Genomic DNA, 12,851 nt, shown 5'->3' with positions numbered 1-12,851 from the left:
CATGGGGGAGCGGGCGGTCAGCGGGCGGGGTTGCGCGGCGGGGCGCCGGTGGGCGCGGGCGGGGCCGGCTCGACCTTCAGGTCCTGGAGGCGGCCCTCGCGCTCCAGCCGGAAGATGTCCTCGTCGGTGACGAACTCCTGGTGCAACAGCTCGCGCGCGCGCTTGATCTTCGCGAGCAGCACGGGCTCGAGCACCGCGGTGCTGTTGTCCCGGGTGGGGCGGGGCGGTGGCCGCATGACGGAGAAGGTGCCCCGGGCGGGGTGGCCGTCGGCGCTCTGGCCCTCCAGCGCGTAGGTGATGGCGAACACGTCCGGCTCGGCGCGGGTGTCGAAGGCGATCTTCACCTCGACGCCCTGGCCGGGGGGCACCTCGCCCACGGGCAGGCTCGCCGGGTCCACTTGCTCGGGCGGAGGCGGACCGTGCTCGGTGCCCTGGAAGGCGCGGATGGCGCTCACGCGGGTGAGGCGCACCGGGCCCTGGAAGTGGTGGGTGAGGCGGAAGGTCTGCCGCACCACGCCGTCCGCGTCGAGCACGGGGAAGCGCGGCGTGCCCTGCGCCAGCAGGGTGACGATGCCCTTCTGGGCGAAGTTCTCGAAGGACGTGTTGAGCAGTTGCAGCGAGCTGCGGCCCGTCTCCTTGCGGCCCGCGGCGTCGTACACGTCCACGCGCACCAGGTGCTGGTCGTACAGGCTCGTGGTGCCCGCGCCGCTCGCGAGCGTGTGCGACACCAGGGGCCCGGAGGTCGTCTGGGTCGCCGCGTCGTCGAACGTCCACACGTAGCGCACGGGCACGAAGGGCGGGGGCCGGGGCTGGCCGGGCGCCACGGGCTTGTCCACCACCTGGGCGAGGAACTCGAAGTCCGCGTCGGTGTTGGACTGCCGCCGCGACATCACGTGCACGAGCCGCTCGGGCTCGCAGTCCTTCACCCGGTAGGCGGGCACGGGCACGGTGACGGACACGTTGTCGCGGGTGAACACGGTGACGCGCGGCAGCTCGTAGGAGCCATCCGCGTCGTTGCGCCACACGCGCACGGGGATGCGCTGGCCGGTGCCGTCGCCCACCGTGTAGTGCAGGTACGCGTCGTTGCCGTCCGGCGTGTGGGCGCGCACGGTGATGAGGTTGTCCTCGCCCGAGCACACCTCCGGCTTCTCCACGCGCACCTCGTCCACGATGGGCTCGGCGGCCCGGGGCGTGTCGGGCGGGGCCTCGCTCGCGGTGCCCGGCGGGGGCGGGGCCGAGAGGGTCGCGGGCGCGCCCTCGCGGGGCGGCGCGGCCTGGGCGAGCGCCTGGGGCGCGGGGCCCTCGGCGGGGGCGTCGGAGCGGAAGAAGAGCCAGGCCGCGACCGCGCCGAGCAGCGGCGGCAGCAGCCAGGCCCGGCGACGGCGGCGGGAGTCAGCGGGAGGCGTCGTCGAGGCGGGCGTCGTCACGGGCGGTCCCTGGATCACTGCCAGCAGCCGTAGACGTTGCCACCCGAGTTCCATTGGAGCTGGTGCGAGAAGTCCGGCCCCCAGACGGTGTTGTGCATGGAGTGCACGCCCCAGCCGCCGATGCGGTCCGGGCTGATGGAGGTGGCGGTGGTGGAGGGGTTGTCGCGCACGCTCTTCCAGGGCGAGTCACTGGAGTTGTTGCACGAGTTGGTGGACATGCAGTTGGCCACCTGGTTTCCGGCGTTGCCGCACACGTTGTAGAAGGGGCAGGCCACGGTGAGCGCCGCGTTGATGAACCAGCCGAGCGAGGCCTTGCACTGGTTGTAGACGCCCGCGTAGAGCGCGTTGGAGGCGTTGGCGATCTGCGCGTGCGAGTAGGTGTAGGGCGACACGTAGCCCCGGCCCGCGTAGTTGTGCGCGTAGGCGAGGAAGGTGGAGCACACCATGCCGTTGTTCGCCGCGTCCCCGGGCATGTGGTGCACGCTCTCCAGGTCACGGTACTGGAAGAGCGAGTAGTTGACCCGCATGCTGTGCCACAGGGGCCGATCCAGGGTCTGCCCGTAGTCGGCGCGCGAGCGATCCGTGACGAAGGGGTGGTTGTACCAGATGGAGTCGCCGATCAGCGCCGCCTGGGTGGGGTTGCCCTGCTGCCAGCCCGTCCACTCGACGCCGCCCTCCGAATAGAGGGAGCTGTAGGCGCCGCCCTGGTTGACCTGCTGCAGGCCCGGGTAGCCGTACTGCAAGTGATTGCCATTGATGGGCTTGGTGCACACGCCCGGCCAGTCCGTCTGGGTGGGCGTGGCCAGGGTGGCGTGGGTCATGCTGCCGCCGGGCCCGTGCGAGAGCATGGAGTGGGTGCGGTACTCGCCAATCGCATCCATCACCGGGCGGATGGGGCCGAGCCCCCGGTTGAACACCACCGCGCCATTGGGGGCATTCCAGCCCGCGGAGGTCGACCCACACCCCTCGGCGGCGGCGGCGTTTCCCGCCCATACCAGCGCGGACACAGCGACAGTCCCTGCGAGCAGATGACGCATCCCGACACCTTTCAGGGTGGGCGTGGGACTCGATCGCCCCGCGCCCGGGGTGGTGCGCTCCTTCTTTCCCGGGCGGCGCGGACGCGCGCCGTTCACACCGGACAGTCCGGAAGACCTGGGAGGGCTTCTTTCTTCTACCCGGCCCTCCCGCCGAAAACCAGCGACCGTCCCTGGAATGTCTTGACAAGACGCGGCAATTGACTCCCGGCCAACGGAGTCCGGCGGACGCGTCTACCTGGGGGGCGGGCGGGAGGGCATGGAGGGGAGCTCGAGCGGCAACTGCACGCGGAAGGTGGCGCCGCCGGCGGGGGGTGACTCGATGGAGATGTTGCCCCCGTGGGCGCGCAGGGTGCGCCGGACGATGGCGAGCCCCAGGCCGGTGCCCGTGGCCTTGGTGGTGAAGAAGGGCTCGAAGAGCCGCTCGTGCAGGCCCGGGGGGACACCGGGGCCGGTGTCGGTGAATTCCACCGTGGCGCCGGGCTGACCCTGGCAGCGCCGGGCGTGGATGCGCAGCGTGCCGCCCTGGGGCATGGCCTGCACGGCGTTGAGCGCGAGGTTGAGGAAGACCTGCCGCATCATCCGCGCGTCCACGGGCAGGGGGGGCACGTCGGGCTCGAGCGCCCACTCCACCCGGAGGCCGGGTTGTCCCACCGTGGCCGTGTTCACGGCCTCCTCCAGCAGGGGCGGCAGGGGCACGGGCTGGGGCTGGGGGCTGGAGGGCCGGGCGAAGTCGAGCAGATCATCCACCAGCCGGTTGAGCCGGTGCGCCTCCTCCGAGAGGATGCCCACCAGGGTGAGCGCGGGGCTGGCGGGCTCCTGGAAGCGGCGCAGGGTGGCCAGGGCGTTGAAGATGGCGCCCAGGGGGTTGCGCACCTCGTGGGCCACCACCGCGGACAGCTCGCCGAGGGCCGCCAGGCGCTCGCGCTCCACGAGCTGCCGCTGGGTGTCCGCGAGCTCCGAGTGCAGGCGCGTGAGCTCCTCGGCGCGCTCGCGCAGCTCGCGCAGCAGCCGGTGGGTTTCGATGGTGGCGGCGAAGTGCGCCCCCATGGCCTGCAGCGTCTCGCGCTCCAGGTCGGTCAGCACCCGCGGCGCGTCGAAGGCCAGGGCGATGGTGCCCACCATGTGGGAGCGCACCTGCAGGGGCACGAGCACCACGCAGACCTGGCCCGACGCGCGCAGGAACGAGCGGACCGGATCGGCGAACTCCGCCACGTCCACCACCCGGGGCACGCCCTCCTCCATCACCCGCGCGGACATGCTGCCCGCGTGGGCGATGCGCTGGAAGCGGTGCTCCGCCCCGGGGCTCACGCCCTGGTGCCAGGCGAGCTCCAGGGCGTCGGCGCCCTCGGCGCGCAAGAGCAGGATGACCGTGCGGCTGCCCATGAGCGAGGCCACCTCCCGCCCTCCGGGCTCGAAGAGGTCCTGGGGCTTGAGCGCGGTGGCGGCCGCCGCGGCCAGGCGGTTGAGCGAGCTGAGGGCGGTGTTGCGCCGCCACAGGGTGCCAATGGTGCGCGCGGCGTCGAGCGCGGCGGACACCTGGGCGGCGAACATGCGCCACGGGGCCAGGTCATCCTCGCCCACCCGCTCCGAGCGGAGCGCGAGCAGGGCCCGGGGCGCACCGTCCGTCTCGATGCGCAGGCACAGGGCGCGTGGCACGCCCCCGCCCCGGGTCGGGGGGCCCGCCAGGGCGGCCCAGTCCGGTCCGAGCACCCCCCCATCGCCCGACGGCAATTCCTGATAGGCGAGCCCCTCGCGCCAGGCGTCGCGCAGCAGGTCGCACCAGTCGCCGGAGGGCGCGACGAGGGGCGCGGCCCCGCCCCCCACGTCCACGTGCGCCAGCCGCACCCGCTCCCCCTCGGGCACCAGATAGCCGTGGGGAATCCGCAGCTCGGCGAGCCCCTGGAAGGCGTGGCGGAGCACCGCGTCCTCGGAGTGCAGGCGGATGAGCGAGGCGCCCAGGGCCGCCAGCCGCTGGAGCAACTGGCGCTGGCACACGCGCCCGGACGCATCGCGCACCAGGACATAGAGGTCCCCCCCGGACTCCGAGAGGGTCAATTCCACGGGCAGCGCGCCCCGAGGGGTCCGCCACACCGTCTCCTGGGGGAGGGCCTGGGGCTCGCGTCCCTCCAGGAGGTGGACGAGGGGCGTGCCCAGCACCTCCGCGGGCTCCACGCCCAACAGCGTGAGCAGGGCCGGGTTGGCATGGACGATGCGGCTGTCGCGGATCACGGCCAGGGCGAAGGGCAGGCCGTCGAGATGCTGGTACGGGCCCCCCCGGGCCGTCTCGCGCGTCATCACCCACAGACGATGCCACTCCCAGGGAGCGGAGGGAAGTCTCGGGCCTTGCGCTTGGGCGAGACATTTGCCGTCCTACTGGCGCGGGGGGGGCTCGAGCGTGCGTGTTGCGCGGTGCGCGCGTTCAGTGCTAAGCGGCGCCCGCGTGTCAGGACGGTGGGGTGGGGTGGGCGGGGCGAACCCGTGGTTTCCCGAGGCTGGTCGAGGCGATGGCGGACAAGGAGCCCGGGGAAGACGACAAGGGCCGTGAGTTGTCGGAGACGGCCCAGCAGATGCGCGCGGCCGAGCCGTACATCTCGGCGGTGTGGAAGCTGGTGGGTGGGGCGGTGGTGGGCGCGCTGGGCGGCTACTTCCTCGACAAGCGGTTGGGGACGACGCCCTGGTTGCTGGTGGGGTTGAGCGTGGCGGGGATCTCCGCGGGGTTCTACGGGTTTCTCCGGGAGATGAGCCGGTTGGGGCGGAAGGGGCGGCGGTGAGCGCGGGCGGCGAGGGCACGTTCCGCACGTACGCGGGGCTGGCGGCGGTGGGGTCGGGGGTGGCGCTGGGCCTGGCGGCGTGGCTGCCGGACACCGAGGCGTCGCGCGCGGTGGCGCTGAGCGCGGTGGCGCTGGCGGTGGTGACGGGGGCGGTGGGGTTGGGGCTCAAACGACGGGCGGTGCGGCGGGACCTGAATGGCGCGCTCAAGGTCGTGGCGCTGGTGTTCGGGATGCGGGCGGTGGGCGTGGCGCTGGGTTTGATGTGGGTGGTGCGGCGGGACCTGGACGCGCTGGCGTTCGTCGCGGGGTTCTTCGGCACCTACCTCGTTCTTCAGTCGGTTGAACTGGGCTATGTGATGGCCGCGTCGCGGCATGCGGCGCGCGGAGGCGAGTGATGCGCAAGGCAATGGGTCTTCTCGTCGGGCTGATGGCGAGCGTGGCGTTCGCCGACGATGGGCACGGCGATGGCGCCACCGCCCTGGAGCAGCAGGAGCAGGACGTGGCGGGCTACATCCTCCACCACGTCACGGACTCGCCCGAGTACGAGATCGAGATTCCCGGCAGCAACGACCACGCGGTCGTGCACCTGCCCCAGTTCGGCATCCCCATCCGCGCGGGCGCCTCGTGCGAGCCGCGCGAGGTGGCCGGTGGCCACGGCAAGGTGGTGCCCGGCTGGGGCGAGGGGTGCCTGGACCTGTCCATCTCCAAGCACACGGTGATGATGTGGCTGGCGGCGCTCCTGCTCGTGGGCTCGCTGCTCATGTTCAGCAACCGCGACAAGTCCAAGCTCGTGCCCCGGGGCACGGCGGCCAACCTCTTCGAGATGCTCGTGCTGTTCGTGCGCGACGAGCTGGCCATCAAGAACATTGGCAAGGAGGAGGGCCCGCGCTACACGCCCTACCTGCTCACCGCGTTCTTCTTCATCCTCTTCATGAACCTGCTGGGCCTGTTTCCCTGGATGGCCACGGCCACCGCGAACATCGCCGTCACGCTGTCGCTGGCGCTCTGCACGTTCATCCTCACCCAGGTGGCCGGCATCCGCGCCGCGGGCCTGGGCGGCTACCTGGGGCACCTGACCGGCGGCGTGGCCCCCTGGCTCTGGCCCATCATGGTTCCGGTGGAAATCCTGGGCCTGTTCACCAAGCCCTTCGCCCTCACGATGCGTCTGTTCGCCAACATGCTGGCGGGCCACATCGTCATCTTCTTCCTGCTCGGCCTCATCTTCATGCTGCGCAACCCCGCCGTGGCGCTCGTCAGCGTGCCCTTCGCCATGGGCATCTACCTGCTGGAGCTGTTCGTGGCCTTTGTGCAGGCGTACGTCTTCACCATGCTCTCGGCGCTGTTCATCGGCATGGGGGTGGCCATGGCCCACCACCACGATGACCACCACGCCGACCCGGCGCACAGCCACGACCACGGCCGCGCGCACCACTGAGTCAGCGATTTGTGTAGGTACCCGGCGGTTCGAAAGGCCGCCGGAGGTCGTCCCAAAGGGCCAACACGCGACCCCCCCACAAGTGGGTCCTCCCCCCGAAGAAAGAAGACGGAACTCCCATGCTCAGCAACCTCGCGCTCGCCTTCCTCGCCGCCGGTATCGGCGCTGGCCTCTCCATCATCGGTGCCGGTCTCGGCATCGGCAAGCTGGCCGCCGCCGCCATGGACGCCACGGGCCGTCAGCCCGCCGCCGCCGGCGACATCCGCACCACGATGATCATCGCCGCGGCCCTCATCGAAGGCGCCACGCTGTTCGCGCTCGTGGTCTGCATCCTCCTGGCCACCAAGGCCTGAGGCTGGCTTCACGCAGTCCGGTCGGCGCCCGCCCGCTTCCGTGGCGGGGGGCGCCCGCCCCGCAGTCCCCGTGGAACCCGCTGTCACCTGACGCCGTCGCACCCCAAGGCCGCCATGCTCCTGCCCAACGTTCTCGCCGCCAGCATCGTGGAGGTCCGCCCGGGCCTCATCTTCTGGACCCTCGTCACCTTCCTCCTCGTGGCCTTCGTCCTGCGCTGGAAGGCGTGGGGCCCCATCCTCGCCGTGGTCGAGGAGCGCGAGAAGCAGATCACCAGCTCCATCGAGGCCGCCAAGCGTGAGCGCGTCGAGGCCGAGAAGCTGCTCGCCGAGCAGAAGACGGCCATCGCCGAGGCCCGCCGCGAGGCCCAGGAGCTCTTGCGCCGCAACCAGCAGGAAGTGGAGAAGTTCCGCGAGGAGCTCATGGCCAAGAGCCGCAAGGAGGCCGACGAGTTCAAGGCGTCCGCCCAGCGCGAGATCGAGGAGCAGAAGGCCAAGGCCATCGCCCAGGTGAAGGCCATGACCGTGGACCTGGCCGTGGAAGTGGCCGGCAAGCTGCTCAGCGAGCGTCTGGACGACACCAAGCACCGCGCCCTGGCCGAGCAGTTCGTGCGTGACCTGCCCGTCAAGGCCGGCGCCGAGCGCCGCTCGTAATTCGAGATTAGAGGAACCGCACCATGGCGCTTTCCATCGGCATCGTCGGTCTGCCCAACGTGGGCAAGTCCACCCTGTTCAACGCGGTCTCTGCGGCGGGGGCCCAGGCGGCCAACTACCCCTTCTGCACCATTGAGCCGAACGTGGGCGTGGTGCCGGTGCCGGACGAGCGGCTCGACAAGCTGACCGCCCTGGTGAAGCCCCTCAAGAAGATCCCCACGTCCCTGGAGTTCGTGGACATCGCCGGCCTCGTGCGCGGCGCCTCCAAGGGCGAGGGCCTGGGCAACCAGTTCCTCGCCAACATCCGCCAGGTGGACGCGGTGCTGCACGTGCTGCGCTGCTTCGAGGACGACAACGTCACCCACGTGGAGGGCGGCGTGAACCCGGTGCGCGACCGGGACGTGGTGGACACGGAGCTGTGTCTCAAGGACATGGAGACCGTGGAGAAGCGCCGCGACCGCACCTCGAAGAACACCAAGGTGGGCGGCAAGGCCGCCGAGGACGCGAAGGCCGAGGTGGCCCTGCTCGACCGCATCAAGGCGGCCCTGGACGCGGGCACCACGGTGCGCGCGCAGAAGCTCACCGACGACGAGCGCGCCGTCATCCGCGACCTGTTCCTGCTCACCGACAAGCCCGTGCTGTACGTGGCCAACATCGGCGAGAAGCAGATCGGCAAGGAGGACGGGGACCCGTTCGTGCAGCAGGTGCGCGACATGGCCGCCAAGGAAGGCGCGGGCGTGGTGGTGCTCGCCGCGGCCATGGAGTCGGAGATCCAGCAGCTACCCGAGGAGGAGCGTCCGGGCTTCCTGGAGAGCGCGGGGCTCACCGAGCCGGGCCTGAGCAAGGTGGTGCGCGAGGGCTACAAGCTCCTGGGCCTGCAGACGTACTTCACCGTGGGCGAGCAGGAGTGCCGGGCGTGGACCATCCACAAGGGTGACAAGGCCCCGCAGGCGGCGGGCGTCATCCACTCGGACTTCGAGCGCGGCTTCATCAAGGCCGAGGTCATGCGCTGGGAAGACCTCATCAAGCTGGGCAGCGAGTCGGCGGTGAAGGAGAAGGGCCTCTTGCGCGTGGAAGGCAAGGAGTACGTGGTGCAGGACGGCGACTGCATGCACTTCCGCTTCAACGTGTAGCGCCTCGCCCTTGTCGGGGCAGCAGGACTCGAGGGTGCCAGGTGGGCCGGTCTGACGGCTCCCGGCACCCTCGGTCGTTTCGGAGTCATGCATGCGCTTTTCGTCACTGCTGCTGGCGTTGTGGGTGAGCGCTTCACCCCTTCCGGGTGTGTCCTCCCTCGTTCTCTCGTCGCCTCCGTCTCTGGGCGACGACTCCATCCGGGCACGGCTGAAAGCCTGTCTTCGTCTGGGCGACATGTCGTGCGTCGTCGACCAGTACCTGCTGCTTCGAGACATCGGACGGGTGCCGGCATGGTTGGTGTCCTTCCAGAATGCCTTCACTGCGGCGAGCCGACGCGCGGGCGAGTGCGTCAGCACCGCCAGACTCATTCATGAGGGTTTGCGCCAATTGGGCGAGAAGCCGACCTACCTCCGGTTGACAGTCGAAGGTCGTTACAAGCTGCTCGGCTTCGATGAGCTGGCGAATGGTGAGCGGATTCGCACCCACCAACTCGCGGTGACGGGTCGGCATGTCGCCGTGCAATGGGAGGGGCGGATCGTCGATGCCTATACGGGTCTGGTGGGTCTACCCCTCCAGGAATACATGAACCGACTGGTCGTGCACCCGACGAGCCGGATCGCCTATGAGGCGGTGAGCGAGCCATGAACGAGAAGATCGTCGTCAGGCAGGAACCCCTTCCCGCGGAGTGGGAAGGGCGCAGGGTCGGACTCCTCGATGCGCTTTGTTACGTGCGGCATCAATTGAGCCTGGGCCGTGGGCTCTGGTTCACGACGGGCGCGGAGACGGTCGAGTCGCTCTTCGTGTTCACCAATGGCTGGGCCGCCAACAGTCAATTCAACGCCCGCTTCAACGCCGGTCAGGACGAGGATTGGATGGACTTCCTGGACTGGCTCCGGGACATCAAACATGAGCTTCCCGAGGAGGGCTGGCACGTCAAATACCTGCGGGACTGCCAGGGCGATCATGAACAGGCCGCGCGCAAGTTCCTCGATTTCGTGTCTGAGTACGTGGCGTTGAATCGCGCGGCCCCATCGCGCGGAGCTCGGAATGGTCAGAACGGGCCCACGTAGCGGGCGCGCGGGCGCGAGATAGACTCGCGCGTGTCATGGCTTCCCTCCTGGACTCGCTCGCCCGGCTGCGCCTCCTCAAGGACTCCGAGGACGCGCGCGAGCGCTTGCGCCCCGAGGACCTCCCCCACCTCGCGCTGCTCCGGCTCGCCGACGCGGGCCTGCTCGTGGGCGGCCTCACCGCGTCCTTCGGCGTGCGCGCCGACGAACTCGTGGGCCCGCTCACCCTCGCCATGGGCGGCGCCGCCCGGCGCTTCAAGCTGCTCGACGTGCGCGAGCGCCCCGTCCTGGAATTGCACATCCTCGCTGGCGACGTGTCCGAGCGCTGGGAGGTGGAGGACCTCGCCGCCTTCGTGCACAACCTCAATGACCTCTACCGCGCCGCCGCCGACGTGCGCGCCATCGCCGTGCTCGGCGAGTGGAACGACGCCCTGCAACTGCTGTGCGTGGACAAGGCCTCGCTCGCCAGGCTCCTGCGCGAGCCCTTCTTCCAACCCTGGAACCGCGCCGCCCTCGCCTCGCTGACGTCGTCCAAGGCCCGCTAGCTGGCGAGCGAGGGCGCCGCCTCGGCCGCCACGTCGCCGCCGTGCTTCTTCCTCTCCAGGTACCAGCGGCGGAAGGCGAGGGTGGCCCGATCCGTTGCCACGCTGCGCTCCTCGGACACGGGGGGCGCCTCCAGGGGCTGGCTCGACTCCACCACCGCCTTGTCCTCGCGCAGGATGCGGGTGTTGTAGCGGTCCACCAGCGCCGCCAGGGGCTGCGTGCGCACGAAGTCCCGCGCGCTCGCGAGCATCATCCGCACGTGCGTCGCGTCCACCGGCACGCACCACATGTGCAACTGCATGAGCCGCCCGGGAATGGGGATGTTCAGCCGCATGCCGTTGGGCCGCAGCCAGTCGAGGAAGCCCTGGGGCTTCTCCCCATCCAGGCTCGCGTACGTGCGGAAGCCCGTGGGCGTGGGCTCCACCTCCACGTCCATGCGCGAGTCCGGCTTCATCCGCCGGCGCAGGGCGCCACCGATGGTGCGCCGGTGCACGAAGGGCAGGTGCGGCGAGTCGAGCATGTTCTCCATGGCCCGCGTCCAGTGCGCGTTCCACGTCTCCGCGTACAGCCACACGTGCACCCCGGGTTTCTCCAGGGCCTCGGGGACATGGGGCTCGTCGGGGGCCTCGGCGCCCGGACGCGTGTACAGCCACACGAGGCCTCCGCGCTCGCGCACCGGGAACGCCGTGGCCGCGAAGCGCTGCCGCTTCTCCTCGGGCATGGGGTTGAGCGGGATGTGCGCGCACTGGCCGTCCGCGGCGAAGCGCCACCCGTGGAAGGGACACTCCAGGCACCCGTCCGCGCCCACCTTGCCGAGTGACAGCTTCACGCCCCGGTGCGGGCACTGGTCCCTCAGCGCCGCGAGCGTGCCCTTCGCATCGCGGAACAGCACCAGGCGCTCGCCCGCCAGCGTCAGCCCATACGGCGCCCGCCCCACCTCCCGCGACATGGCCACGGGTGTCCAGACCTCCGCGAAACCCTCCTGGGTGAAGCCGTCGCGCATCGTGTTCCTCCCGCCGGGGACCAAGTCCCCATAGAATATCCAACGTGGTCTATTCAATTTCAAGTCAACCGTGTCCGGGCGGGGAGGGGGCCTGGTCCGATCGTTGGATTTCCTCATTCATCCGGGCTATCCAGCGGGCATGGCCCGGGTGAAGGGAAGTCGCAACGCGGACTACGCCCAGGAGCGCGAACGGCTCCTGACGGCCGTGCGGCAGCGGCTGCTCGCGCGGGATGGGGCGCAGGCGAGCTTCCGGGAGCTCGCCGAGGTGGCGGGGGTGAGCGTGGCCACGCTGCGCCACTACTTCGGCTCGCGCGAGGCGCTCATGGCCGAGATGATGGCGGACATGCACCGCCGGGGGCTGCCCCACCTGCTGTCCGTGGCCACCGGGGCGCGCGGGCCGGTGCGCGAGTCCCTCCAGTGGTTCCTGCGCGCCTTCGCCAAGGGCTGGCGCGAGGGCGCCGTGGGGGAGGTGCACGCCTTCGGGCTCACCGCGGGGGTGGGCCACGCCACGCTGGGGCCGGTGTACCTCCAGGAGTTGTTGGAGCCCACGCTCCAGGCCGCCGAGGCACGGCTGTCACGCCATATCGCGGAGGGCGAGCTGCGCCGCTGTGACGTGCGCCACGCCGCGCTGGAGCTGGTGAGCCCCGTGGTCCTGGGGCTCCTGCACCAGGTGCAACTGTCCGGGGCGAGCAGCCGGCCCCTGGACGTGGAGCGCTTCCTGGAGGATCACCTGGACACCTTCCTCCGGGCACACGCGGCCACTCCGCCGGGCTAGACGTTGCCCAAGAGCATCGCCAGCGTCGCCACCGTCAGGGGCGTGCCCTGCTGGGTGAGGTTCTCCGGGATGCTGAGGAGGACGGGCCGCTGGGGGATGCCGCCGCAGCTGCGCGAGCCCTCGTAGAGCCCGTTCGCGTGGGCCTTCAACTCGTAGCCGCACCGGCCGAGCACCCCGGTGAGCCCCTGGGGACCCACGCTGAAGTCCACGAGGCTGCCCATGAAGTTGCCCTTCACCTGCGTGGTGCCGTCCTTGTCCTGGAGACGGAGCCGGGCGAGCTGACTGCCCACGGTCCCGCCCACCGTGTCCTCGCCGAGCGACAGGAAGACCACCTGGTCGAACGCCCGGCCGCGCAGGCTCTTGCCGTCATGGGACAGCTGGAAGTCGGCGCTGGTGATGTCCTTGCCCGTCACCTGCACGGTGAAGGCGTTCTGCGGCGTGCGCAGGAAGAGGTAGGGCCGCTCCTCGTCCTTCGCGGTGGCCGTCCCCAGCGCGAGCACGGCCGCCAGCGTGAGGGCCCGACGGACGGTTCGCTTCACATTGGATGGCGTCATGTGAGGAAAGATAAGGCGAGGGGGTGGCGGTGTCCGCGCATTCGGCCGGACGCCTGGCGTGCGGCGGAGACTCCGGAGAGCGGGCGAGCACTCGCGGGGGC

Annotated in this window: 15 protein-coding genes; 10 read left to right on the top strand and 5 right to left on the bottom strand. The window is 70.7% G+C overall.

The window, feature by feature from the left end:
• Nucleotides 1–17: 17 nt before the first annotated feature.
• The 3 genes from I3V78_RS00430 to I3V78_RS00420 all read right to left on the bottom strand — a co-directional run bounded on the left by I3V78_RS00430 (nt 18) and on the right by I3V78_RS00420 (nt 4,759).
• Nucleotides 18–1,427 (bottom strand): hypothetical protein, encoded by a 1,410-nt coding sequence (locus I3V78_RS00430; RefSeq protein WP_338023435.1) that lies wholly within the window; start codon nt 1,425–1,427, stop codon nt 18–20.
• 14 nt (nt 1,428–1,441) lie between these two features.
• Nucleotides 1,442–2,434: a hypothetical protein gene (locus tag I3V78_RS00425; protein ID WP_338023434.1), complete on the bottom strand. Its 993-nt coding sequence runs from the start codon at nt 2,432–2,434 to the stop codon at nt 1,442–1,444.
• A gap of 261 nt (nt 2,435–2,695) precedes the next feature.
• Nucleotides 2,696–4,759 (bottom strand): ATP-binding protein, encoded by a 2,064-nt coding sequence (locus I3V78_RS00420; RefSeq protein WP_204496332.1) that lies wholly within the window; start codon nt 4,757–4,759, stop codon nt 2,696–2,698.
• Nucleotides 4,760–4,968: 209 nt separating this feature from the next.
• Between I3V78_RS00420 and I3V78_RS00415 the strand changes: the two genes are divergently transcribed.
• From I3V78_RS00415 to I3V78_RS00375, 9 genes are all read left to right on the top strand, one after another.
• Nucleotides 4,969–5,235, top strand: a complete 267-nt coding sequence (locus I3V78_RS00415) for an AtpZ/AtpI family protein (RefSeq protein ID WP_204484338.1) — start codon at nt 4,969–4,971, stop codon at nt 5,233–5,235.
• Nucleotides 5,232–5,630, top strand: coding sequence for a hypothetical protein (locus I3V78_RS00410; RefSeq protein ID WP_204484337.1), 399 nt, complete (start codon nt 5,232–5,234; stop codon nt 5,628–5,630). The genes I3V78_RS00415 and I3V78_RS00410 overlap by 4 nt, the downstream gene beginning before the upstream one ends.
• Nucleotides 5,630–6,670, top strand: a complete 1,041-nt coding sequence (gene atpB / locus I3V78_RS00405; RefSeq protein ID WP_204484336.1) for a F0F1 ATP synthase subunit A — start codon at nt 5,630–5,632, stop codon at nt 6,668–6,670. The genes I3V78_RS00410 and atpB overlap by 1 nt, the downstream gene beginning before the upstream one ends.
• A 119-nt stretch (nt 6,671–6,789) precedes the next feature.
• Nucleotides 6,790–7,023 carry an ATP synthase F0 subunit C gene (locus I3V78_RS00400; protein ID WP_204484335.1) on the top strand — a complete coding sequence of 78 codons (234 nt, stop codon included), beginning with the start codon at nt 6,790–6,792 and terminating at the stop codon, nt 7,021–7,023.
• A gap of 114 nt (nt 7,024–7,137) precedes the next feature.
• Nucleotides 7,138–7,674: a F0F1 ATP synthase subunit B gene (gene atpF, locus I3V78_RS00395; RefSeq protein ID WP_204484334.1), complete on the top strand. Its 537-nt coding sequence runs from the start codon at nt 7,138–7,140 to the stop codon at nt 7,672–7,674.
• Nucleotides 7,675–7,697: 23 nt separating this feature from the next.
• Nucleotides 7,698–8,807, top strand: a complete 1,110-nt coding sequence (gene ychF / locus I3V78_RS00390) for a redox-regulated ATPase YchF (RefSeq protein ID WP_204484333.1) — start codon at nt 7,698–7,700, stop codon at nt 8,805–8,807.
• 91 nt (nt 8,808–8,898) lie between these two features.
• A complete protein-coding gene (locus I3V78_RS00385) occupies nt 8,899–9,453 on the top strand; it encodes a hypothetical protein (RefSeq protein ID WP_204484332.1) in 555 nt (184 codons plus the stop codon).
• The gene (locus I3V78_RS00380; RefSeq protein ID WP_204484331.1) at nt 9,450–9,878 is read left to right on the top strand and encodes a hypothetical protein; all 429 of its coding nucleotides are present in this window, start codon (nt 9,450–9,452) and stop codon (nt 9,876–9,878) included. Before I3V78_RS00385 ends, I3V78_RS00380 begins: the two co-directional genes overlap by 4 nt.
• A 35-nt stretch (nt 9,879–9,913) precedes the next feature.
• A complete protein-coding gene (locus tag I3V78_RS00375) occupies nt 9,914–10,420 on the top strand; it encodes a hypothetical protein (protein WP_204484330.1) in 507 nt (168 codons plus the stop codon).
• Here I3V78_RS00375 and I3V78_RS00370 read toward each other — a convergent pair.
• Nucleotides 10,417–11,421, bottom strand: a complete 1,005-nt coding sequence (locus I3V78_RS00370; RefSeq protein WP_204484329.1) for an aromatic ring-hydroxylating oxygenase subunit alpha — start codon at nt 11,419–11,421, stop codon at nt 10,417–10,419. The two genes, I3V78_RS00375 and I3V78_RS00370, sit on opposite strands and share 4 nt — an antisense overlap.
• A gap of 103 nt (nt 11,422–11,524) precedes the next feature.
• Here I3V78_RS00370 and I3V78_RS00365 point away from each other — a divergent pair, with 103 nt between their 5' ends.
• Nucleotides 11,525–12,196: a TetR/AcrR family transcriptional regulator gene (locus I3V78_RS00365; RefSeq protein ID WP_204484328.1), complete on the top strand. Its 672-nt coding sequence runs from the start codon at nt 11,525–11,527 to the stop codon at nt 12,194–12,196.
• Here the strand turns inward: I3V78_RS00365 and I3V78_RS00360 are convergent.
• Nucleotides 12,193–12,735, bottom strand: a complete 543-nt coding sequence (locus tag I3V78_RS00360) for a hypothetical protein (RefSeq protein WP_204484327.1) — start codon at nt 12,733–12,735, stop codon at nt 12,193–12,195. The genes I3V78_RS00365 and I3V78_RS00360 overlap by 4 nt on opposite strands.
• Nucleotides 12,736–12,851: the final 116 nt, after the last annotated feature.

Origin of the sequence: Archangium primigenium, assembly GCF_016904885.1 — a bacterium.
GTDB classification, from domain to species: domain Bacteria; phylum Myxococcota; class Myxococcia; order Myxococcales; family Myxococcaceae; genus Cystobacter; species Cystobacter primigenius.
Note: the sequence above shows the minus strand (reverse complement) of the source record. Positions and strands in the feature narration are given on the sequence as shown.